Genomic DNA, 22,627 nt, shown 5'->3' on the forward strand with positions numbered 1-22,627 from the left:
GCGGCAATGCACACAAACGCTTGCAACTTGTAAGCAATCAGAAAGCAAAAAGCCCGCCATTTGCATGGCGGGCCTTTCGACTTCGGCAGGAATTGCCGTCAGCGGCCGAGCTGATAGAAAAATAATACCGTGCTGCCGGTGAACATGCCGAACAGTGCGATACCCATTGCCATTGCCAGATCCATGGCCCCCTCCACGAAGTGTCATGACCCGGCAACATCACCGGTTTAGAGGCATTATCCCGACCGTTGACAGTCTTAAAAACTCGCGATTTCCCGAGAAGGGTTTTCCCCGAGCCGCCACGGCCCGATAATGGAGCGCGCCGTTCCCGTCCACCCGCCCAACCCGATTCGCCATGCCGACCTTCCAGCAACACGAGATTCACGAACTTCACGCCGGCCCGTCGCTCGTCCGGGTCGCTCCGCAATTCGGCGGCCGCCTGCTGTCGTGGCATGTCGACGGCGAACCGGTGATCTTCTGGCCGGAAACGGCCGACTGGAGCAACCTCGCGCGCGTGCGCGGCGGCAACCCGCTGCTGTTCCCGTTCCTCGGCCGTCACCGTGTCGACGGCGAACTCGGCCGATGGCGCGACGCCGCAGGCGTGGTGCGCGACCTGCCGATGCACGGCTTCGCGCGCGACCTGCCGTTCGCCGCGCAGCCGTCGGCCGATGGCGCCGCGCTGTCGATGACGCTCGACGCGACCGACGCGCTGCGCGCAAGTTACCCGTTCGACTTCCGCTTCGAAACGACCTACCGGCTGGCCGACTCGCACACGCTCGAAGTCGCGCTGACGACGACCAATCGCGGCGACACGCCGCTGCCCTACTACGCCGGCCACCATTTCTATTTCGCGCTGCCGCACGGCGAACGCGCCGAAACCACGCTCGAACTGCCGCCGACGCGTCGTTGCGCGCAGCAGGCGGACGGTTCGATCAGTGCGCCCGAACCGGGCGAAGCCCGTTATCGCCTCGACAACCCGGACATCCTCGACCGCTTCCATTGCCTCGACGGCGTGCCGGCCACGCCGGTGCGCATCGTGATGCCGGGCCGCGGCCGCACGATCGAGATCGCGCTCGACGTGCCGGGTTCGATCCCGTGGTACGCGGTGACGACCTGGACCGAGAAGCCCGATTCGGACTTCTATTGCGTCGAACCGTGGCTCGGCCTGCCGGACGCGATCCACAACGGCCTCGGGCTGCGCATGCTCGCGCCGGGCGCAACGGAAACCGCCACGCTGCGGATTCGCGTCCTCCCGCTCGCCGGCTGATACGTAGGCCGAGACGTCATCAAGCAGCGCTCCGAACCGGCGCGCCGCCGCCCCGGCAACGGCCCAAACTGCGGTGCGCGGGTCGAACCCGTTAAAATCGGACGTTTTGTGTTGCCTGCCGCGTCACGAGCGGCAGGGTTTTGCGAGGTTCAATGTTCGGAACAACAACGAAGCGACTCTTCGCAGCCGCCTGCGCCGCCCTGCTCGTCGCGTGCGGCTCCGCGCCTGTCGGCCCCGGGTTCTATCGCGTCGAGCGCGGCGATACGCTCTACAAGATCGCGCGCGACAACCGCACGTCGGTATCGAACGTCGTGCGCTGGAACCAGATGACGAACCCCGATGCGATCGAGGTCGGCCAGGTGCTGCGCGTCGCGCCGCCACCCGGCACGACCACCGCATCGACGCCGTCGACCACCGGCACCGGCAGTGCCGGCCGGGCCCGCCCCGCGCCTTCCGCACCGGTCGAATCGGCCGTCAAGCCGGCCACGAGCATCGCGCTGATCTGGCCGGCAGCCGGCAACGTGGTCCGCACGTTCGACGGTTCGAAATCGAAGGGCATCGACATCGCGAACTCGCCGGGCACGCCGGTGGTCGCGGCTGCGCCGGGTGTGGTGGTCTATGCGGGTAACGGGCTGCGCGGCTACGGCAACCTGATCATCCTCAAGCACAACGCCGACTACCTGACCGCCTACGCGCACAACCGCGCGCTGCTGGTGAAGGAAGGCCAGCAGGTCACGCAGGGGCAGTCGATCGCCGAGATGGGCAACAGCGACAGCGATCGCGTCGCGCTGCATTTCGAGCTGCGCTACGGCGGCCGATCGATCGACCCGTCACGCTACCTGCCGGCACGTTGAGCGCCCGATGGGCGACACGCGATGCCGGCACGCATCGCGTGTCGTCGCGGTGAAAATCGGGAAAGGTGATGTCAGCGCTTGCGCAGACGTCCGGTGAACCGGCCGGACAACGGATCGACGTGACGGGCAAACGCTACCAGTACGCCGATTCCGATCAGGCTGAACCCCGCAGCTATCAAAAGCAAATCCATGGTCACACACTGATTTTTTCGTGATCTTATGCGTCATTGTGGAATCGTGCACTGAGCCAAGGCTATTGGACGAGTACGAAGATTCCCTACCCTCAGACGCCATTGTGGATTTTTCTGCGTGAAATCCTGATGTAAGCCGCTCGCGCAACACCACTTCGCCCCCAGGAGACACCTCGATGCTGCCCGCCGCCGACCGCTACGACGACCTGCTCTCCCGCTTCGCGTGGGGCGTTCCGGCGCGCTACAACATTGGCGTGGACGTCTGCGACAAATGGGCCGACGGCAGCGGACGCCTCGCGCTGATCCACGAAACGGCGCAAGGCGACGTTTTTCGCATCACGTTCGACGACTTGAAGAATGCCTCTAACCGGCTCGCGAACAGCTTTGTGCGCGCAGGCCTGAGGCGCGGCGACCGCATCGGCATCTTTCTCGCGCAGGGCCCCGAAACGGCCGTCGCGCACCTCGCCGCGTACAAGCTCGGCGCGATCGCGGTGCCGCTCTTCACATTGTTCGGCGTCGATGCACTCGAATACCGGCTTGCAAACAGCGAGGCGGCTGCGCTCGTCACGGACGCAGCCGGCTACGCGAAAATCGCGCCGCTGCGCGCCCAGCTGCCGGCATTGCATACCGTCTACTGCATCGGCGACGATGCGCCCGATCAGCCGGGCGTGCTGCACTACGACGCGGCGCTCGCCGCCGAAACGCCCGACTTCGTGCCGGCCGATACGGCCGCCGACGATCCGGCGGTCATCATCTACACGTCCGGCACGACGGGCAAACCGAAAGGCGCGTTGCACGCGCATCGCGTGCTGCTGGGCCACCTGCCGGGCGTCGAGATGTCGCAGCAGTGCTTCCCGCGCGACGCGCGCCTGTTCTGGACGCCCGCCGACTGGGCATGGATCGGCGGCCTGCTTGACGTGCTGTTGCCGTCGTGGCATCACGGCGTGCCGGTGCTTGCGCGCCGCTTCGAGAAATTCGACGGCGATGCGGCATTCGCGCTGATGGCACGGCACGGCGTCACCCATGCGTTCCTGCCGCCCACCGCGCTGAAGCTGATGCGCACCGTCGCGGCACCGCGCGAACGCTACGCGCTGTCGCTGAAATCCGTCGCGAGCGGCGGTGAGTCGCTCGGCACCGAGCTGACGGCCTGGGGGCGCGACGCGCTCGGCGTGACGATCAACGAGTTCTACGGGCAAACCGAGTGCAACATGGTGCTGTCGTCGTGCGCGGCGCTGTTCGACGCGCAGCCGGGCGCAATCGGCAAGGCGGTGCCCGGCCATGCGGTCGCGATCGTCGACGCGGACGGCATGCCACTGCCGCCCGGCGTCGAAGGACGCATCGCGGTGCGCCGCCCCGACCCGGTGATGTTCCTCGAATACTGGCGCAACGCCGACGCGACGCGCGCCAAGTTCGCCGGCGACTACCTGCTCACCGGCGACACGGGCACGATCGACGCGGACGGCTTCGTGCGCTTCGTCGGCCGCGACGACGACGTGATCACGAGCGCCGGCTACCGGATCGGCCCGGGCCCGATCGAGGACTGCCTGCTCACGCATCCTGCGGTGCGGATGGCGGCCGTCGTCGGCATACCCGATGCAACACGCACCGAGATCGTCAAGGCGTTCATCGTGCTGAATCCCGGCCACACCGGCGACGATGCGCTCGTGCAGGCGCTGCAGGCACATGTGCGCACACGCCTCGCCGCGCACGAGTATCCGCGCGCGATCGACTTCGTCGACAGCCTGCCGATGACCGCGACCGGCAAGATCGTGCGCCGCGCGCTGCGCGACGCGTAGGCCGGCCGCCACCCGAGCCGCCCGCTGGGCCGGATGGTTTATAGTGGCGCCACTACGCAGTCTTTCCAAGAAAACGATGTCCTCTGATCACCACTCCGACGCGGGCGCGTCGCACAGCCCGCTCTACGCCAAACTCCTCGGCGAAACCGCCAAGATCGACTGGTGCGATCTCGAACGCTTCTTCGCGCAGGGCAAGCTGCTGTCCGTTGCACGCGACCTCGATCTCGTCAGCGTCGCGGAAGCCGTTGCCGGCGACGATGCCGAGCAGGTCACGCGCTGGCTGTCGGCAGGCCTCGTCGCGCGCATGCCGGCCGAAACCGCCGCCGATTACGCCGCGCGCACCCCGGAGCTGTGGGCGGTCGTCGTATCGCCGTGGGTCTGCGTGCAAGAACGCGCCTGACGCGTCCGCCATGTCCGAATCCGCGTTACCGAACGGGGCGAGCTCCGCCGCCGTCACGCATCGGCGTGTCCTCGCGCTCGCGTTCCCGATCGTCCTTGCGAACCTGACCCAGCCGATCCTCGGCGCCGTCGACACGGCCGTCGCCGGCCACCTCGACGGCGCGCAGTACCTCGGCGGCGTCGCGCTCGGCGGGCTGTTCTTCAATTTCGTGTTCTGGGGGTTCGGTTTCCTGCGGATGGGGACAACCGGCCTCGTCGCGCAGGCGCACGGTGCCGGCGACGCTGCCGGAATCCGCCTGAACCTGCTGCGCGCGTTGATCGTCGCGTTCGCACTCGGCGCCGCAGTGCTGGCGCTGCAGGTGCCGCTGCTGTCCTTTGCGCTGTCCGCGCTCGGCGGCAGCGATGCCGTCCGCACCACGGCGCTTGCCTACAGCCATGCGCGAATCTGGAGCGCACCGTTCGCGCTCGCGAACTACGTCGTGCTCGGCTACCTGCTCGGCATGCAGCGCGTGCGGCTCGCGCTCGTCGCGCAGGTGTTCATCAATGCGGTGAACATCGGCGCCGTGCTGCTCTACGTGTATGGCTTCGGCTGGGGCATTGCCGGCATCGGCGCCGCGACGGCCACCGCCGACGCATGCGGTTTCGCGCTCGGCGCGTGGATGCTGTGGCGACTGCGGCCGCGCGGCCTTGCGCCGATCGCGGTACGTGCGCTCGTCGATCGCGTCGCGCTCAAGCGGCTGATCGTACTCAATCGTGACATCTTCCTGCGCACGCTGTGCCTGCTCGGCGCATTCGGCTGGTTCGCGCACCTCGGTGCGAAACAGGGCGATGCGACGCTCGCGGCAAACGCGTTGCTGCTGAATTTCCAGACGTTCATGGCGTACGGCCTCGACGGCTTCGCGCATGCGGCCGAGGCGCTCGTCGGCGCGGCGGCCGGCGCGCGCGACCGCAGCGCGTTCCGGCAGGCCGTGCGCGTCACGCTGTTCTGGTCGGCGCTCGGCGCGCTCCTGTTCGCGCTCGTGTACTGGGCCGCCGGCGGCTGGATCGTCGCGCGCCTGACCGACCAGGCCGAGATCCGCGAAGTGGCGCTGCGTTACCTGCCGTGGGCCGCGATCTCGCCGATCGTGTCGGTCTGGGGCTTCCTGCTCGACGGCGTCTTCATCGGCGCCACGCAGACGCAATCGCTGATGCGTGCGATGGTCGCATCGTTCGCGATCTTCGTCGTGGCCACGCTCGCCGCCGTCGGCACGTTCGGCAATCACGGCCTCTGGTTCGCGCTGCTGCTGTTCATGGCCGCGCGCGGCGCGACGCTGGCGCGCTACCTGCCTCCGCTGTTGCGGCACATCGGCACCGACGCGCCCACGGCCCGCGCCTGACGGCGGGCCGAACCGGCCGTTATTGCGTGGGTTTCGGCGGCGGCGCGTCGAGCATCGACGGCGGCGTCATGTCGGTCGGCACGCCGTGATAGTCGGCCGGATCTTCCGGCGGATGGCCGCGACGGGCCTGATGCGGATCGCTGGTACAGCCGGCGAGGAAAAATGCGGCCAGCACGGCCAGCTTGAAACGGGTCATCGGGTATGGCTCCGGAAATCGGCGCGCCCATCGCACGCCGGGACCGCGCCGAGTCTAGCGGAAATCCTGCTTCGGAGTCGCGCCGCGCATGTCCTACTATGTACGCATGGCGCTGTGCCGTGGAAAGGAGGCTGCCATGTCGTCTGAAGAAATTGCCGGCCTGATCGGCCTGTTCGTCGGTCTGATGGTGCTCGTCGCGCTGTCGTTCTTCGAGTCGCGCGAATACAAGCGCAGCCATGAAGGCGAAGGGATGATCCATCACTGGATGGCCGAACACCACCTGCTCGACTGGCGGCGCAAGCACTAAGCGCGCCGCTGCCGTCCGGCCCTTCCCCGGGCCGTTCCCGAACGTGCCGTCCCGCGGCACGCCGGTGATTGCGTATCGCCGAAATTAACAGGGTCCGACTCACACACATCGATCAGATGGACGAACGCCGCCGCGCGGCTCGTGCCACGCGGCGGCGTTCGCTTGCGCGCGCCCGGACGGGCGCGACGCGGTTCAGACGGCTCAGCCCAGGAAGTGGCGGGCGTAGCGCGCGTTGATGTCGGACAGGCGGAACAGCGTCAGGAAATCCGCGCAGTTGAAGTCGGGATCCCAGGCCGGCGCACCGCAGATCTTCGCGCCGAGACGCAGATAACCCTTGATCAGCGGCGGCGGCGCCACGACGGTGCCCGTCTGCAGTTCGTCGACCGGCAGGGCCGTGTGCGGGAACGCGCGATATTCGGGCGCCGTCAGCGAGCCTGCCGACAGCGACTGGTACAGGTTCGCGGCATAGTGGCCGCCGTCGGCCATCGACACGCTCGCGCAGCCGAGCATCGTCTCGTAGCCGTTCTGCATCATGTACGCGCCAAGACCGCCCCACAGCGCCATGATGACGGCGCCGCTGCGGTAGTCGCTGTGCACGCACGAACGGCCGACCTCGACCATCTTGCCGCGCAGGTGCGTGAGGCGCGACAGGTCGAATTCGCCTTCGGCGTACAGGCGGCCGACACGCGCGGCCTGGTGCGGCGGCAGCACGCGGTACGTGCCGACGACCTTCAGGGTGTCGAGATCGCGAACCAGCAGGTGGTCGCAGTACGCATCGAACGGATCGACGTCGAGACCGGAGGGGCCGCTGACCTGCGCGCCCATCTCTTCGGCGAACACGCTGTAACGCAGGCGCTGGGCTTCGCGCAATTCGTCTTCCGTACGCGCCCACGCGGCGCGCAGGCGATACTCCGAGGTGACGGTTTCAGCAGCGCGCGGCAGGTGGCGCCGCGACGTGTCGAGGGGCAGCGAGGCAAAAGGGAGCGTAGGCGTCGGCAGTTCTCGCATTAGGCTTTCCTGGTCGTAAGGAATAGGACGACATGCCCGCCAATGTAGTAATCGGCCGTGACCGTTATGTGGCACGACCGTGTCCTTTCAATGACGTGTCGCCGAATTGACTTTAGCAGAAAGCTTGCGAAACCGTATGATGAATCCCTTCAAAGCCCTTCAGGCGGGCCTCACAGCAGATCGGGCGTCAATACCGCGCGCAATACGGCCTGCCGGCTGCCGTCACGCGTGCGGCTCGCCAGCCACACGATTCCCCCCTTCTTGACGCTCCAGCTGTCGTCGCCGCCGGCGATCAGTTGCGCGGCCACGCTGCCGAGCGTCGGCTGGTGCCCGACGATCACGACCGTCGGCGCGATGCCTTCCGGCCAGCCGGCCGCCGCCAGCACGTCGTCGACGCTGCCGCCCGGTGCGAGCGCATCGACCGTCCGGTACTGGTCGGTCAGGGCTTCGACGGTCTGCACGGTGCGGGCCGCCGGGCTCGCGAGGATCACCGAGTTCGTCTCGAGCCGCCCGCGCAGCCATTTGGCCATCGCCTGCGCGTCCTTGCGGCCCCGGACGGTCAGCTGGCGTGCGAGATCGCTCGACGCGTAGTCTTCGGCTTCGGCGTGGCGCCACAGGATCAGGTTCATCATGATGTTCTCCTTGCTTCGGCGAGCGGCCCCGCGCCCATGCGTCCGGGCCCGCCGATTACCGGGCGAATTGTCGCAAATCGGGACGGCTCGCCGCCGCGGCATTTACCCGCATATAGGGATTGACCGGATCGGACATTCAAAGATACAATCTTTGGCTCGTCGGAGCGTAGCGCAGCCTGGTAGCGCATCTGATTTGGGATCAGAGGGTCGTAGGTTCGAATCCTATCGCTCCGACCAAAGGAATCAAGGGGTTACGGTTAAACACCGTAGCCCCTTTTCCGTTTCTGGGCCCTTTGAGCGTCAACCGGGATTCCCGGCTCGCAGCGCCTCATTTCATTGTAGGGATCAATTGAGGCGTCGACGCGACAACGATCGACGCGCCACGGCGGCCATTCTTCAATGGTCAGCGCAGTGCGAATGGCCCGATGCCCTTTCGCTTTCGATGCAGGAAAACTGGCTGGAAATGATCGAGCGCCCGCCTCGCCGGCCCATCGGGTTGCCGACGGCATCCGAGCCAACGCGCCATCCGCAGCCCGCATACGGCACTTGCCGGAACACGCGATAATGCGCGTGGACAACCCGCCTCCGCGCATGAAAAACAACATCCTCAAGACCGCCCTCTGCGCATCGCTGCTCGCGCTCGCGACTTCCGGCGCCGCGTCGGCCAAAGCGCTCGACGACGCACTCGACTGCCATACGACCGGCCACAAGTTCGTCGCACCGCTGCTCGCCGCCGGCGACATCCAGTCGGAGCCGATGCACGTCGAATCGAACTCGGTCAATGCATTCCGCACGAGCCATGCGCTGACGGCGTACGGCTTCGGCGTCTATGTCGTGCTCGGATACCAGGCGAACGACCCGATCTTCCGCGCGGGCGACGGCACGCCGATCGGCGACTGGGCCTATGGCGTCGTGGTGCGCGGTACGAAAAGTGCGGTGGAGGAAGCCGTGCGCAAGGCCGGCAGCGACGCAACCGTCAAGCAGGCGTTTCCGTTCCTGACTGCGATCGTCTGCTCGTCGGACTGAGCGACCGTCAGGACGATCATGCGGCAAGCCTGAGGGACGCCCAGCCTTCCTGCTGCCGCCCCCTCCCAGCCCTGCTATCGACCTCGCTTGACCTGTTACGCGCCGGTATACACCACGCGATACGGGATACCGACCTTCTCCCACTCGGCCGCCTCCTGGCTGAGGCTGTAGTCGGTCAGCGGGTTCTGCTCGACCCACGCGCTCGGCAGGCGCACTTCATAGCCGCCCTTCTTCATCTGCGAAACGGAAATGTCCGGCAGCCCGGCATCGGTCCGGCGCCGGCACAGCAGCGCCGCGAGCCGCAGGCAGAACAGCAGCGGCCACTCGACCTCGCGCGCCTGCGACAGCTTGCCGAGCTTGCCCGCGTGACCGAGCACCAGCGCGGCGAGGCGCGCCTGGTCGGTGCGCGAAAAACCCGGCATGTCCGCGTTGCTCGCGATATAAGCCGAATGCTTGTGATATGAGCTGTGCGAGATCGACAAACCGATCTCGTGCAACGCGGCCGCCCAGCCGAGGAACATCCGCCCTTCCTCGCGCGCTTCTTCGTCGGCTTCCTCGAGTTCGTCGAAGAAACGCCCCGCCAGCGCGCCGATCCGCTCGGCCTGCGCACGATCGACACCGTAGCGGCGCGTAAAGCCCTCGACGGTCACCGCGCGCATGTCCTCGTGCTGCGTCCGGCCGAGCAGGTCGTACAGCACACCGAGACGCAGCGCGCCGTCGGTCGTATCGACGTAGTCGACACCGAGCTCCTCGAACACCGCGAGCATGATCGCGAGGCCGCCCGCGAGCACCGGCACGCGATCGGGCTTCAGCGCGACCAGCTTCAGCCGGTTGACGTTCTCCGACTTGATCAGCGCACGCTTCAGCCGCTCGAGGCCGCCGCGCGAAATGCCGTGCGTAATCCCCGGATCGTTGAAGCCATTCGCCTCGACGAGCTCCGCAAGCGCACGCGCGGTGCCCGAAGAGCCGATCGCCTGGTCCCAGCCCGCCTTCTTGTACTCGCTCGAAATGATCTGGATCTCGCGCTTGGCCGCGAGTTCGGCCTGCCGCATCGTGTATTCGTCGACGTTGCCTGCCGGGAAGAACGTGCGGCTGTGGCTCACGCAACCGATATAGAGGCTCTCCATCACGATCGGCGTGTAGTGCGAGCCGATGATGAATTCGGTGGAGCCGCCGCCGATGTCGACGACGAGCCGCTTGCCGGCGCTTGCCGGCACCGAGTGCGCGGCACCCGCATAGATCAGCCGCGCTTCTTCGCGGCCTGCAATCACTTCGATCGGGAAACCGAGTGCCGCTTCGGCCTCACCGAGAAATTCGCCCGCGTTCTTCGCGACGCGCAGCGTGTTGGTCGCCACCGCGCGCACATGATCGGGATGGAAATCGCGCAGGCGCTCGCCGAACCGCTTGAGCGCCTCCCAGCCACGCTCCTGCGACGCGCGATCGAGCATCTTGTCGCTCGACAGGCCCGCGGCCAGCCGGACCGGCTCGCGCAACGCGTCGACGGGATAGATCTGGCTGCCTGCCGGCGTTTCCTCGACACGACCGACGATCAGCCGGAAGCTGTTCGAGCCGAGATCCACGGCAGCCAGCAAGTGGGGGGTTGTAACCATCAGAAGGGGGCTCCGTGCGCGTTCTCCCGCGGCAGCCTATGCGGCGACCCTGGGCGATCAATCAAAGGCGACATTTTAAGCGTGGAACGCTTGCCATTGCCACGCTTCACGGGCATGCACACCGCTCGTTTGCATATCGTCGAAACATTTATGAGACGAAACGGTTACAGCGTAGAATTTCCCGATATAACTACATTATTGTCATCAGCACGTCATCGTACCGTGAGAGTTTCCGAGCGTCCTTTCGAATCATCGCCCGAATCACCCCCTACTCTGCCGATGTCCGTCCGTTATCCGCTTCTCAATCGTGAACTCGGCATCCTCGGTTTCAACGAGCGCGTGCTGGCCCAGGCAGCCGATCCGCAAGTCCCGTTGCTCGAGCGCCTCCGCTTCATCTGCATCACCAGCAGCAACCTCGACGAATTCTTCGAAGTCCGGATGGCCGGGCTGCAGGAGCAGATCCGCGACAACCCCGGCGCACTGACGCCCGACGGCATGTCGTTACAACATGCTTACGATCTCGTCGTCGAACGCGCGCAACGGCTCGTCCATCGACAGTACACGATGCTGCACGAAACCGTGCTGCCCGCGCTCGAACAGGAAGGCATCTACTTCCATGCGAGCGACACGTGGAACGACGAGCAGCTCGAATGGGCGCGGCACTACTTCCTCGACGAGCTGCTGCCCGTGCTGACGCCGATCGGCCTCGATCCCGCCCACCCGTTCCCGCGCGTGCTGAACAAGAGCCTGAACTTCGTCGTCGAACTCGAAGGCCGCGACGCATTCGGCCGCCAGGCCGTGATGGGCATCGTGCAGGCGCCGCGCGCGCTGCCGCGCGTCGTGCGCATGCCGCACGCGCTGTCGGGCTTCGAGCACGGCTTCGTGCTGCTGAGCTCGTTCATGCAGTACTTCGTCGGCGAGCTCTTCCCGCAACTGACCGTGAAGAGTTGCAACCAGTTCCGCATCACGCGCAACAGCGAGCTGTTCGTCGACGAAGACGAAATCACGAACCTGCGCGTCGCACTGCAGGGCGAACTGCCCGCGCGCCACCTTGGCAACGCGGTGCGCCTCGAGGTGTCGGCCGACACGCCGGCGCACATCGTGCGACGCCTGCTCGTGGAAAGCGAACTCGGCGAGAAGGACTGCTATCGCGTGGCCGGATCGGTGAACCTCGTGCGGCTGATGCAGATCCCCGATCTCGTCGATCGCCCCGACCTGAAGTTTACGCCGTTCACCGCGTCGACCCCGTCCGCGATCACGAACGCGCCGACGATGTTCGACGCGATCGACAACGGCGACATCCTGCTGCACCACCCGTACGAGAGTTTCCAGCCGGTGCTCGAACTGCTGCAGCAGGCCGCGCGGGATCCGAGCGTCGTTGCGATCAAGCAGACGATCTACCGCACCGGCACCGATTCGCCGCTGATGGACGCGCTGATGGAAGCCGCGCGCAACGGCAAGGAAGTGACGGTCGTCGTCGAACTGCTCGCGCGCTTCGACGAGGAAACCAACATCAACTGGGCGTCGCAGCTCGAAGCCGTCGGCGCGCATGTCGTGTACGGCGTGGTCGGCCACAAGTGCCACGCGAAGATGATGCTGATCGTGCGGCGCGTCGTGCAGGCCGGCAAGGCATCGCTGCGCCGCTACGTGCACCTCGGCACCGGCAACTACCACCCGCGCACGGCGCGCCTCTACACCGACTTCGGGCTGATGACGGCCGACCAGAAGATCTGCGAGGACGTCCATCACGTGTTCCAGCAACTGACCGGCATCGGCGGCGAGCTCACGCTGCACGAGCTGTGGCAGTCGCCGTTCACGCTGCATCCGCGCATCATCGACGCGATCCGTGCGGAGATCGACAATGCGCGCGCCGGCAAGCGCGCACGCGTCGTCGCGAAGATGAACGCGCTGCTGGAGCCGACGGTGATCGCCGCGCTGTACGAAGCGTCGCAGGCCGGCGTCAAGGTCGACCTGATCGTGCGCGGCGTCTGCGCGCTGAAGCCCGGCGTGCCGGGGCTGTCGGAAAACATCACCGTACGCTCGATCGTCGGCCGCTTCCTCGAGCACCACCGGATCTACTATTTCCACGCGAACGGTGCCGAGGACGTCTATCTGTCGAGCGCCGACTGGATGGACCGCAACCTGTTCCGCCGCGTCGAAGTCGCGTTCCCGATCCGCGATCGCAAGCTCAAGCGGCGCGTGATCGCCGAAGGCCTGTCGGTGTGCCTCGGCGACAACCAGTCGGCATGGCAGATGCACAGCGACGGCCACTACCGTCGCCGTCGCGCCGGCAAGACGATCCGCAACGCGCAACTCGGGTTGCTCGCGAAGTTCTGTTCTTGAACCGGTAGCGCGGCGCGAGTCGCGCGCCGCGTCGCCCACAAAAAAGCGCAGCCCGCGGGCTGCGCTTTTTTATTGCGGATCCAGCATGCCGCCGCTCGCCGAACGAGCGACGGATGCCGTTACACGATCATGCCTCGTATGCGGCCGGCCGGATCGCGATGATGCGCGAGCCCGGGAACCGCGCGGTGAACGTGCTACCGCGCCCTTCCTCGCTTTGCACATACAGGTGCGCGTCATGACGCTGCAGCACGTGCTTGACGATCGCGAGCCCGAGCCCCGTGCCGCCCGTGTCGCGCGAACGGCTGCGATCGACGCGGTAGAAACGCTCGGTCAGCCGCGGCAGGTCGGCGGCCGGAATCCCGAAGCCGCTGTCCGTGACGGAAAACACGCCCTGTGCACCTTCGCGCCGCCACGTCACGACGATCTTGCCGCCTTCCGGCGTATAGCGGATCGCGTTGGTAACGAGATTCGCGAATGCGCTGAACAGCTCCGTCTGCGCGCCGGTGACGCCGAGCGTCTCGTCGATCGTGAACGCGATGTCGTGATGCCCGTTCGACAGTGTCTGCGCGTCCTCCTTCAGATGGTCGAACACGGCACGCATGTCGATCGCGCGATCGAGCGGCGGCTTGCTCTCGCCCTCCAGCTTCGCGAGCACCAGCAGGTCGGTCACGATGTGCCGCATCCGCGAGGCCTGCTGCTCCATCATCTCGAGATAGCGCGCACGGTCTTCCTCGTTCAGCGGCAGCTCGCGCATCGTCTCGAGGAACCCCGACAGCACGGTGAGCGGCGTCTTCAACTCGTGCGACACGTTCGCGACGAAGTCGCGCCGCATCGCATCGGTCCGCTCGAGCTCGGTGATGTCCTGCGTGAGCAGCAGCTTGCGATTCTCGCCGTACGGAAACACCTGTACTTCCAGCACGTTCTGCCGCGAGTCGCCCATGCCGCGCATCACGAGCGTCTCGTCGTAATGCTGTGCGTTCAGGTAGCGGACGAACTCGGGATGGCGCACCAGGTTGGTGATGTGCTGGCGCAAGTCACGCTTCGCGTCGAGGCCGAAATGGACCTCGGCGATCGCATTGCACCACTCGATCTGGTCGTGATCGTCGAGCATCGCAACGCCGTTCGGCGACGCCTGGATCGCCTGGATGAAGCGCGAATGTTGCTGCTCGACCTGACGCACCTGGGCATGCCACTGCTTCGCGAGCTTGTGCAGACGATAGTAGATCTCACCCCAGATGCCCGGCGCACTCGGCACCTCGCCATAGACCGGCGCATCGAGCAGCCGCCACAGACGCTGCGTATGAAAGGTGCTGAAAAAGCCCTGCGCGACCAGCATCACGACCACGAACACGAGGCCCGCGGTCGGGCCGGCGAAGACGCCGACCAATACGCCGATCAGCACGAGCAGCACGAGCGACACCAGAAAGCGCGCCCAGATGATGTTCATGATTCAGCGCCCGAAAGAATGAACGGCATGCCGTGGCACACGGCATGCGTGGATACGTTACGCGTGCTTGGCGAGCCGGTAGCCGCTGCCGCGCACGGTCTCGATCATCGCATCGCAGCCGGCGGGTTTCAAGGCCGCGCGCAATCGTTTGATGTGCACGTCGACGGTACGCTCCTCGACGAATACATGGTCGCCCCACACCTGGTCGAGCAGTTGCGTGCGGCTGTGCACGCGCTCCGGATGCGTCATGAAGAAATGCAGCAGGCGGAACTCGGTCGGGCCGAGATCGAGCTTGATCTCGCTGCCTTCCGCATGCGCGGCGACGCGATGCGTGGCCGGGTCGAGGCGCAACCCGTTGATCGCCACGACGTCCTCGGTCAGCTGCGGCGCGCGGCGGCGCAGCACGGCCTTGATCCGCGCCATCAGTTCCTTCGGCGAGAACGGCTTCGTCACGTAGTCGTCCGCGCCGATTTCGAGGCCGAGCACCTTGTCCTGCTCGTCGCCGCGGGCAGTCAGCATGATGATCGGGATGTGCTTGGTCCGTTCGTTGTTGCGCAGGTCGCGCGCGAACGCGATACCGGACTTGCCCGGCAGCATCCAGTCGAGCAGCACGAGATCGGGAAGCACGTCGCTGATCAGGTTTTGAGCCTGTTCGGCGTTGTACGCGCGGATCGGGCAGTGACCGGCGTGCTGGAGATTCACCGAGATCAGTTCGGAAATCGCGGGCTCATCTTCAACGACGAGAATGTTGCTGGGCATCGGCACCTCTATTCTTCCTGTACGGAGTCGATTAACTGTTGGCTTCGCGATCGAGCGTGTCGCGCGGCTGGTGCCGCACGTCGGTGCCCTTCACGATGTAGATGATGAATTCGGCGATGTTCTTCGCGTGGTCGCCGATCCGTTCGATCGCCTTCGCGATGAACAGGTATTCCAGGCCGACCGAGATCGTGCGCGGATCTTCCTGCATGTACGACACGAGCTTGCGCACGAAAGCGCGGAATTCCAGGTCGATTTCCTTGTCGTCCTTGACGATCTGTGCAGCGGCCACCGTATCGAGACGCGCGAACGCGTCGAGCGCGCGGCGCAGGATCGTCACGGCCATCTCGCCCGACACCTTGATCTCGGCGATGTTGACCGTGCGCGCGGCCGGCTCGTCGACCAGGCGGCGTACACGCTTCGCGATCTTCTCGGCCTCGTCGCCTGCGCGCTCGAGGTTCGTAATCGTTTTCGAAATCGACATCAAAAGGCGCAGGTCACGCGCAGCAGGCTGTCTCCGCGCGATGATGTTGCCGCACTCCTGGTCGATGTCGACTTCCATCGCATTCAGCGTTTCCTCGGCCGCGATGACCTTCTCGGCCGTATCGCGATCGAATTCGTTCAGCGCGTGCATCGCGCCGACGATCTGCGACTCGACGAGCCCGCCCATTTCCAGCACTTTCGACGACACGGCATTCAGGTCCGCGTCGAACTGGCTCGACAGATGTTTATCCGACATGGCTGTTGTTCTCCGTCATCAGCCGAAGCGGCCGGTGATGTAGTCTTCCGTTTCCTTGCGTACCGGCTTGATGAAGATCCTTTCGGTCTCGCCGAATTCGATCAGCTCGCCCAGGTACATGTAGGCCGTGAAATCCGAGCAGCGTGCAGCCTGCTGCATGTTGTGCGTGACGATCACGACCGTGTAGTCGCTCTTCAGCTCCGCGATCAGCTCTTCGATGCGGCCCGTCGAGATCGGGTCGAGCGCCGAGCACGGTTCGTCGAGCAGCAGCACTTCCGGACGGATCGCGATGCCGCGCGCGATGCACAGACGCTGCTGCTGGCCGCCCGAGAGGCCGTAGCCGCTCTGGTTCAGCTTGTCCTTCACTTCGTTCCACAGCGCGGCCTTCGTGAGCGCCCACTCGACGCGGTCGTCCATTTCCGAGCGCGTGAGCTTTTCGAACATCTTCACGCCGAACGCGATGTTGTCGTAGATCGACATCGGGAACGGGGTCGGCTTCTGGAACACCATGCCGATACGCGCGCGCAGCAGCGAGATGTCGCGCTTCGTCGTCAGCAGGTTCTCGCCGTCCATCATGATTTCGCCTTCGGCGCGCTGCTCCGGATAGAGTGCGAACATCTTGTTGAACGTGCGCAGCAGCGTCGACTTGCCGCAGCCCGACGGGCCGATGAACGCCGTCACCTTCCCTTCGGGAATGCTCAGGTTGATGTTCTTCAGCGCATGGAACTTGTTGTAGAAGAAGTTGAGGTTGTTGACCTCGATCTTCGCGTTCAGCGGCTCGAGCGGACGGCCGTGCGCCGCTTCTTGCGTGCCGGCCGGCGCTGCAGTGCGCTCGACAGGATTCAGGTGGCTTTCTGCCATATTCATCGGATTGCTCCGCCGTTACTTTTTCGAGAAGATCGAGCGCGCCAGGATGTTGAGTCCGAGCACCCCGAGCGTAATCAGAAACACGCCCGCCCACGCCAGCGACTGCCATTCCGCGAACGGGCTCATCGCGAACTTGTAGATCGTGACCGGCAGGTTCGCCATCGGCTGGCTCATGTCCCACGAGAAGAACTGGTTCGACAGCGCGGTGAACAGCAGCGGCGCCGTTTCGCCGGCGATCCGTGCGATGGCGAGCAGCACGCCCGTCACGATCCCGCCGACCGACGCGCGCAGCGTGATCTTCAGCACCATGCGCCATTTCGGCGTACCGAGCGCGAAGGCCGCTTCACGCAGCGCGTTCGGCACGAGCTTCAGCATGTTCTCGGTCGTGCGGATCACGATCGGAATCTGCAGCAGGGCGAGCGCGATCACGCCGGCCCAGCCCGAGAAGCGCCCCGACTTCGCGACGACGATCGCATACACGAACAGGCCGATCACGATCGACGGCGCGGACAGCAGGATGTCGTTGATGAAGCGGATCGTGCTCGCCAGCAAGTTCTTCTGGCCGTATTCGGCGAGATAGACGCCCGCGAGGATGCCGATCGGCGTGCCGACCAGCGTGCCGAAGCCGCACAGCAGCAGGCTGCCGACGATCGCGTTCGCGAGACCGCCGCCTTCCGTGTTCGGTGCCGGCGTCGATTCCGTGAACAGTTGCAGCGACAGGCCGCTCACGCCGAGATGCACCGTCGTGTAGAGAATCCACACGAGCCACAGCAGGCCGAAGGCCATCGCGCCGAGCGATGCGGCCAGCGCGATCGCGTTGATGGCCTTGCGCTTGCGCTGCAGGCGGTTGCGCATCGCGTCGAGCACGGCGCCGTCCGGACCCGGGAAATTCATGATGGGCTCGCTCATTTCTTGCCCTCTCCCTTCTCGAGACGAAGCAGCAGCAGTTTGGAGATGGACAGCACGATGAACGTGATCACGAACAGGATCAGGCCCAGTTCCATCAGCGCGGACGTATGCAGGCCCGGTTGCGCTTCAGCGAATTCGTTCGCGAGCGCCGACGTGATGCTGTTGCCCGGCGCGAACAGAGAAATGCTGTCGAGCAGGTTCGTGTTGCCGATCACGAAGGTCACGGCCATCGTCTCGCCGAGCGCGCGGCCGAGGCCGAGCATCACGCCGCCGATCACACCGGTCTTCGTATAGGGCAGGACGACCTTCCACATCACTTCCCAGGTCGTGCAGCCGATCCCGTATGCCGATTCCTTCAGCAGCACGGGCGTGACTTCGAACACGTCACGCATCACCGATGCGATGTACGGGATGATCATGATCGCGAGGATCACGCCGGCTGCGAGGATGCCGATACCGATCGGCGGGCCGGCGGTCAGCGGCCCGAGAATCCAGACGTCCTTGAACAGGTGGCCGAGCGGTTTCTGGAAGTATTCCGCGAAGATCGGCGCGAACACGAGCAGGCCCCACATGCCGTACACGATCGACGGAATCGCGGCGAGCAGCTCGATCGCGATGCCGAGCGGGCGGCGCAGCCACACGGGCGACAGCTCGGTGAGGAACAGTGCGATGCCGAAGCTGACCGGCACCGCGATGACGAGCGCGATGATCGACGTCACGATCGTGCCGTAGATCGGCACCAGCGCGCCGTAGATGTCCGAGTTGGGATCCCACTCGGATTGCCACAGGAAGCCGAGGCCGAACTTCTGGATGGTCGGCATCGACGCAATGATCAGGGAAACGATGATCCCGCCGAGCAGCAGCAGGGTCACGATGGCGGCAAGCCGTGCAAGACCGCCGAATACGACATCCCCGAGGCGGCTCGGCGCGCGTTGCTGCGCAACGTCGGCGGACCGTGAGGACGTATAGGAAATATCAGACATGGGTGCCTGCTTTTGATTGCCGAGCGCCGTAACGCCCGGCTTTACCGCACACACTGCCCGACCGGTACGGCCGGGCAGCGAACCGCTGCAATACTTACTCGGCGGCGACCGACTTGCCCGAAGCGTCCGTCACCTTCGCCTTCCACTGCTTGCGGATTTCCACTTCGACTGCCGGCGGCAGCGAGATGTAGTCGAGGCTGTCAGCAGCCTTCTCGCCGTTCTTGAACGCCCAGCTGAAGAACTTCAGCGTTTCCGCGCCCTGCTCCGGCTTCTCCTGCTTCGCGTGCAGCAGCACGAACGTCGCGCCGACGACCGGCCATGCTTCCTTGCCCGGCTGGTTCGTCAGGATCTGGTAGAACGACTTCGACCAGTTCGCGCCTGCAGCAGCGGCCTTGAACGTTTCCGTCTTCGGCTCGACCACCGTGCCCGTCGAATTCTTCAGGGCCGTGTAGACCATGTTGTTCTTCTTCGCGTACGCCCATTCGACGTAGCCGACCGCGCCCGGCAGGCGCTGCACGAAGGCTGCGACGCCGTCGTTGCCCTTGCCGCCCGTGCCCGTCGGCCAGTTGACCGTCGTGCCTTCGCCGACCTTCGACTTCCACTCGTCGTTGACCTTCGACAGGTAGTTCGTCCAGATGAAGCTCGTGCCCGAGCCGTCAGCGCGGCGAACCACGGCGATGTCCGTGTCCGGCAGCTTGACCTTCGGGTTCAGCGCGGCGATCGCCGGGTCGTTCCACTTCTTGATCTTGCCGAGGTAGATGTCGCCGAGCACCGGGCCCGACAGCGTCAGTTCACCGGCCTTCACGCCCGGCACGTTGATGACCGGCACCACGCCGCCGACCACCGTCGGGAACTGGAACAGGCCTTCCTTTGCAAGCTCGTCATCCTTCAGCGGAGCGTCCGAACCGGCAAAATCGACCGTCTTCGCGACGATCTGCTTCAGGCCGCCCGACGAGCCGATACCTTGGTAGTTGACCTTCGCGCCGCCGGTCTGCTGGTAGTCAGCAGCCCATTTCGTATAGATCGGCATCGCGAACGTGCTGCCTGCGCCCGTGATGTCGGCAGCGTGAGCGGCGACGGCGAAAAGCGCGCCAGCCAGGCCGGCAATCGCGGTTTGCATCAATTTCATGAGACCTCCAGTGTGTGAGCGGATGACTACGGCACCGCGAAGGTTAGGGGGTCCTCATGACGGTAATGTGACAATCGATGAAACTGGCGTGACAGTAACATGACTGGTTGAAAGGGAGTATCGGGTGCGGTGCGCGCGGCGCCCGGACGGCGCCGGAACGGCGGTGGCGGCAAGAATTGCCTGCCCGGAAGGGACGGGAGACTACCCGTTTCACCTGGGTGCGAGCGGATCGTAGCGCAGCGTCTGCGCAATGGAAAGCCCCCGCTCGTGACTGGCCCGATATCAGGGGTCAGACGATTTCTCGACCGTGGAACAAGGTGGGCGACGCGCCCCACTTACAGGTATCGCAAACCTTTGCGTCTGACGAAATCGCGGCGCCCCGAAGGCGCCGCGAGCGGATTCACTGGAGCGCCGGCGCGCAGGCGTTTGACCTGTCCGCGCCGGGTCCGCGCGTCAGGTCGTCGCCGCGCGCACCGCGTCGGCGATCGTCTCCGCATGGCGGACCGCGTCAGCGGCCTGCTGCGCTTCGACCATCACGCGCAGCACGGGCTCGGTACCCGATGCGCGGATCAGCACGCGGCCGCTGCCGGCGAGCGCGGCTTCGGCTGTGTCGATCGCCGCGCGAATCGACGTGCTGCCCTTCCAGTCGGCGCCCGGCTTCATCCGCACGTTGATCAGCTTCTGCGGGAACAGCGTGACGCCGTCGAGCATCTGCGCGAGGGTCTGGCCGCTGCGCTTCAGCGCGGCCAGCACGAGCAGCGCCGACACGATGCCGTCGCCGGTTGAATGGCGATCGAGCGACAGGATGTGGCCCGAACCTTCCGCGCCGAGCTGCCAGCCGTGCTCGCGCAACTGCTCGAGCACGTAGCGATCGCCGACCGCCGCACGGACGAACTTCACGCCCTCGCGCTGCAGCGCGACTTCGACCGCAAGGTTCGTCATCAACGTACCGACCGCACCTTCGACCTTCCCGTCGGTCGCGATCCGGTCCTTCACGAGCACGTAGAGCAGCTCGTCGCCGTTGTACAGGCGACCGGTCGCGTCGACGACCTGCAGGCGGTCCGCATCGCCGTCGAGCGCAATGCCGAGATCGGCGTGGTTCGCACGCACCGCGCGCACCAGCGCGTCAGGCGCGGTCGCACCGACGCCGTCGTTGATGTTGAAGCCGTTCGGCGCGACGCCGATCGGGATCACGTCCGCGCCGAGTTCGTGGAACACGTGCGGCGCGATCTGGTACGCGGCACCGTGCGCACAGTCGATCACGAGCTTCAGCCCGCGCAGGTTGAACGCGGCCGGGAACGTGCTCTTGCAGAACTCGATGTAGCGGCCGGCCGCGTCGTCGAGGCGACGCGCCTTGCCGAGACCGTCGGACGATGCGCATTCGAGCGGCTTGTCGAGCCACGCTTCGATCGCGGCTTCGGTGTCGTCCGGCAGCTTGTTGCCGTCAGCGGAGAAAAACTTGATCCCGTTGTCGTGATACGGGTTGTGCGATGCGCTGATCACGACGCCCGCCGACAGGCGCAGCGCACGCGTCAGGTACGCGACGCCCGGCGTCGGCATCGGGCCGGCCAGCATCACGTCGACGCCCGCCGCCGAGAACCCGGCCTCGAGCGCGGCTTCGAGCATGTAGCCCGACACGCGCGTGTCCTTGCCGATCAGCACGGTCGGACGCGAGCCCGCCGCGACCTCGGCCGAGCTGGCCAGTACCTTGCCGGCCGCGTAGCCGAGGCGCAACACGAAATCCGGTGTGATGGGCGCCTCGCCCACCGTGCCGCGAATACCGTCCGTGCCGAAATATCGACGTCCCATAGCGAATCTTCCTCCTTCGTCTTCTGACTTATCGTTGCCGCGCGGCTTCGCGCACGGCATTCCAGATTTTCAGCGCGTCGACCGTCGCCGCGACGTCGTGCACGCGCACGATCGCCGCCCCACGCTCGACCGCACACACTGCGGCTGCCACGCTCGCCGCGACGCGCTCCATCGGCGGCTTGCCGCCGATCACCGCGCCGAGCATCGACTTGCGCGACATGCCCGCGAGGATCGGATACGCGCGCCCGTCGGGCCGCGCGGGTGCCGTGTCCGGCAACGCGGCCAGCAGCGCGTAGTTGTCGTCGATGACCGCCTTGCCGAATCCGAAGCCCGGATCGACGCAGATCCGCTCCGGCGCAATCCCCGCATCGCGCAGCGCCTGCGCGCGCTCGGCGAGAAAATCGCGCACGTCGGTCACGACGTCGCCGTAATCGGGTTCGCCGACCTGCATCGTTTGTGGCTCACCCAGCATGTGCATCGCACATAGCCCGCAATTACCGTCACGCACCGCATCGATCGCGCCCGGCTGGCGGAACCCCCAAATGTCGTTGATCAGGTCCGCGCCTGCGGCCAGCGCCGCGCGCATCACGGCCGGCTTGTACGTATCGATCGACAACGGCACGTTCAGCGGCCGCAGCGCTTCGACGAGCGGGATCACGCGTGCGAGTTCCTCGTCGAGCGGCACGGGCGGTGCGCCCGGGCGCGTCGATTCGCCGCCGATATCGAGAAGGTCGACGCCTTCGGCGATCATTCGCTCGGCCTGGCGCAGCGCATCGTCGCGCGCGAGGAAGCGGCCGCCGTCGGAGAACGAATCAGGCGTGGCGTTGAGGATGCCCATCACCAGCGGGCGTTCGAACGTCAGTTCGAAGCGGCCGCACTGGAGTGGCGCGGGAATGAATGGGGAAACAGCAGGATCGGACACGAGCAACTGGCGTGAATGAATGCAAAACGGGCCGGTGTGAAGCCACACCAGCCCGTGAACG

The 22,627-nt window shown here is 65.7% G+C and carries 22 protein-coding genes and 1 tRNA gene; 10 read left to right on the forward strand and 13 right to left on the reverse strand.

The annotated features are described in order from the left end of the window. The first annotated feature begins 355 nt into the window (after positions 1-355). The 6 genes from G3O00_RS07620 (at position 356) to G3O00_RS07645 (ending at position 5,883) form a co-directional block, all read left to right on the forward strand. Positions 356-1,267, forward strand: coding sequence for an aldose epimerase (locus G3O00_RS07620; RefSeq protein WP_206142618.1), 912 nt, complete (start codon positions 356-358; stop codon positions 1,265-1,267). 152 nt (positions 1,268-1,419) lie between these two features. Next, positions 1,420-2,121: a peptidoglycan DD-metalloendopeptidase family protein gene (locus tag G3O00_RS07625; protein ID WP_174935375.1), complete on the forward strand. Its 702-nt coding sequence runs from the start codon at positions 1,420-1,422 to the stop codon at positions 2,119-2,121. Between the two features lie 68 nt (positions 2,122-2,189). Then, positions 2,190-2,336: a hypothetical protein gene (locus tag G3O00_RS07630; protein ID WP_174935323.1), complete on the forward strand. Its 147-nt coding sequence runs from the start codon at positions 2,190-2,192 to the stop codon at positions 2,334-2,336. 152 nt (positions 2,337-2,488) lie between these two features. Continuing rightward, positions 2,489-4,108, forward strand: a complete 1,620-nt coding sequence (locus tag G3O00_RS07635) for an acyl-CoA synthetase (protein ID WP_206142619.1) — start codon at positions 2,489-2,491, stop codon at positions 4,106-4,108. Positions 4,109-4,184: 76 nt separating this feature from the next. Continuing rightward, positions 4,185-4,508: a DUF2288 domain-containing protein gene (locus tag G3O00_RS07640; protein ID WP_206142620.1), complete on the forward strand. Its 324-nt coding sequence runs from the start codon at positions 4,185-4,187 to the stop codon at positions 4,506-4,508. A 10-nt stretch (positions 4,509-4,518) separates the two neighbouring features. After that, positions 4,519-5,883: an MATE family efflux transporter gene (locus tag G3O00_RS07645; protein ID WP_206142621.1), complete on the forward strand. Its 1,365-nt coding sequence runs from the start codon at positions 4,519-4,521 to the stop codon at positions 5,881-5,883. Between the two features lie 19 nt (positions 5,884-5,902). Here the strand turns inward: G3O00_RS07645 and G3O00_RS07650 are convergent, their stop codons facing one another. Next, positions 5,903-6,079 (reverse strand): hypothetical protein, encoded by a 177-nt coding sequence (locus tag G3O00_RS07650; RefSeq protein WP_206142622.1) that lies wholly within the window; start codon positions 6,077-6,079, stop codon positions 5,903-5,905. A 136-nt stretch (positions 6,080-6,215) separates the two neighbouring features. Between G3O00_RS07650 and G3O00_RS07655 the strand changes: the two genes are divergently transcribed. Next, the gene (locus G3O00_RS07655) at positions 6,216-6,386 is read left to right on the forward strand and encodes a hypothetical protein (protein ID WP_011351621.1); all 171 of its coding nucleotides are present in this window, start codon (positions 6,216-6,218) and stop codon (positions 6,384-6,386) included. A 201-nt stretch (positions 6,387-6,587) separates the two neighbouring features. Here G3O00_RS07655 and G3O00_RS07660 read toward each other — a convergent pair whose 3' ends face one another. Together G3O00_RS07660 and sixA are read right to left on the reverse strand one after the other, a co-directional pair. Further along, positions 6,588-7,394 (reverse strand): GNAT family N-acyltransferase, encoded by an 807-nt coding sequence (locus G3O00_RS07660; protein WP_011351620.1) that lies wholly within the window; start codon positions 7,392-7,394, stop codon positions 6,588-6,590. A 170-nt stretch (positions 7,395-7,564) separates the two neighbouring features. Continuing rightward, positions 7,565-8,026 (reverse strand): phosphohistidine phosphatase SixA, encoded by a 462-nt coding sequence (gene sixA / locus G3O00_RS07665; RefSeq protein ID WP_174935381.1) that lies wholly within the window; start codon positions 8,024-8,026, stop codon positions 7,565-7,567. 160 nt (positions 8,027-8,186) lie between these two features. Here sixA and G3O00_RS07670 point away from each other — a divergent pair. Further along, positions 8,187-8,263 (forward strand) — tRNA-Pro (locus G3O00_RS07670). A gap of 354 nt (positions 8,264-8,617) precedes the next feature. Next, positions 8,618-9,052 carry a hypothetical protein gene (locus G3O00_RS07675; protein WP_206142623.1) on the forward strand — a complete coding sequence of 145 codons (435 nt, stop codon included), beginning with the start codon at positions 8,618-8,620 and terminating at the stop codon, positions 9,050-9,052. 95 nt (positions 9,053-9,147) lie between these two features. Here G3O00_RS07675 and ppx read toward each other — a convergent pair whose 3' ends face one another. After that, the gene (gene ppx / locus G3O00_RS07680) at positions 9,148-10,662 is read right to left on the reverse strand and encodes an exopolyphosphatase (protein WP_011351617.1); all 1,515 of its coding nucleotides are present in this window, start codon (positions 10,660-10,662) and stop codon (positions 9,148-9,150) included. Positions 10,663-10,941: 279 nt separating this feature from the next. Here ppx and ppk1 point away from each other — a divergent pair, with 279 nt between their 5' ends. Then, complete coding sequence (ppk1, locus tag G3O00_RS07685; RefSeq protein ID WP_206142624.1) at positions 10,942-13,005, forward strand: polyphosphate kinase 1; 2,064 nt, start codon at positions 10,942-10,944, stop codon at positions 13,003-13,005. Positions 13,006-13,132: 127 nt separating this feature from the next. On the opposite strand, the gene phoR is transcribed toward ppk1, so the two are convergent. The 9 genes from phoR to folP form a co-directional block, all read right to left on the reverse strand. Further along, positions 13,133-14,452: a phosphate regulon sensor histidine kinase PhoR gene (gene phoR / locus G3O00_RS07690; RefSeq protein WP_174935416.1), complete on the reverse strand. Its 1,320-nt coding sequence runs from the start codon at positions 14,450-14,452 to the stop codon at positions 13,133-13,135. A 57-nt stretch (positions 14,453-14,509) separates the two neighbouring features. Continuing rightward, positions 14,510-15,211 carry a phosphate regulon transcriptional regulator PhoB gene (gene phoB / locus G3O00_RS07695; protein ID WP_011351614.1) on the reverse strand — a complete coding sequence of 234 codons (702 nt, stop codon included), beginning with the start codon at positions 15,209-15,211 and terminating at the stop codon, positions 14,510-14,512. A gap of 31 nt (positions 15,212-15,242) precedes the next feature. Next, complete coding sequence (phoU, locus tag G3O00_RS07700) at positions 15,243-15,947, reverse strand: phosphate signaling complex protein PhoU (protein WP_174983237.1); 705 nt, start codon at positions 15,945-15,947, stop codon at positions 15,243-15,245. A gap of 18 nt (positions 15,948-15,965) precedes the next feature. After that, positions 15,966-16,814, reverse strand: coding sequence for a phosphate ABC transporter ATP-binding protein PstB (gene pstB, locus G3O00_RS07705; RefSeq protein ID WP_206142625.1), 849 nt, complete (start codon positions 16,812-16,814; stop codon positions 15,966-15,968). A gap of 15 nt (positions 16,815-16,829) precedes the next feature. Then, a complete protein-coding gene (pstA, locus tag G3O00_RS07710) occupies positions 16,830-17,723 on the reverse strand; it encodes a phosphate ABC transporter permease PstA (protein ID WP_206121885.1) in 894 nt (297 codons plus the stop codon). Then, positions 17,720-18,706 carry a phosphate ABC transporter permease PstC gene (gene pstC, locus G3O00_RS07715; protein ID WP_206142626.1) on the reverse strand — a complete coding sequence of 329 codons (987 nt, stop codon included), beginning with the start codon at positions 18,704-18,706 and terminating at the stop codon, positions 17,720-17,722. Before pstC ends, pstA begins: the two co-directional genes overlap by 4 nt. Before the next feature lie 94 nt (positions 18,707-18,800). Further along, complete coding sequence (gene pstS, locus G3O00_RS07720; RefSeq protein WP_166963134.1) at positions 18,801-19,835, reverse strand: phosphate ABC transporter substrate-binding protein PstS; 1,035 nt, start codon at positions 19,833-19,835, stop codon at positions 18,801-18,803. 453 nt (positions 19,836-20,288) lie between these two features. Next, a complete protein-coding gene (glmM, locus tag G3O00_RS07725; RefSeq protein WP_174935418.1) occupies positions 20,289-21,644 on the reverse strand; it encodes a phosphoglucosamine mutase in 1,356 nt (451 codons plus the stop codon). A 28-nt stretch (positions 21,645-21,672) separates the two neighbouring features. Further along, positions 21,673-22,614, reverse strand: a complete 942-nt coding sequence (gene folP, locus G3O00_RS07730) for a dihydropteroate synthase (protein WP_174935421.1) — start codon at positions 22,612-22,614, stop codon at positions 21,673-21,675. Positions 22,615-22,627 lie beyond the last annotated feature (13 nt).

The sequence above is a fragment of the Burkholderia sp. Ac-20384 genome (genome assembly GCF_017104605.1).
GTDB classification, from domain to species: domain Bacteria; phylum Pseudomonadota; class Gammaproteobacteria; order Burkholderiales; family Burkholderiaceae; genus Burkholderia; species Burkholderia lata.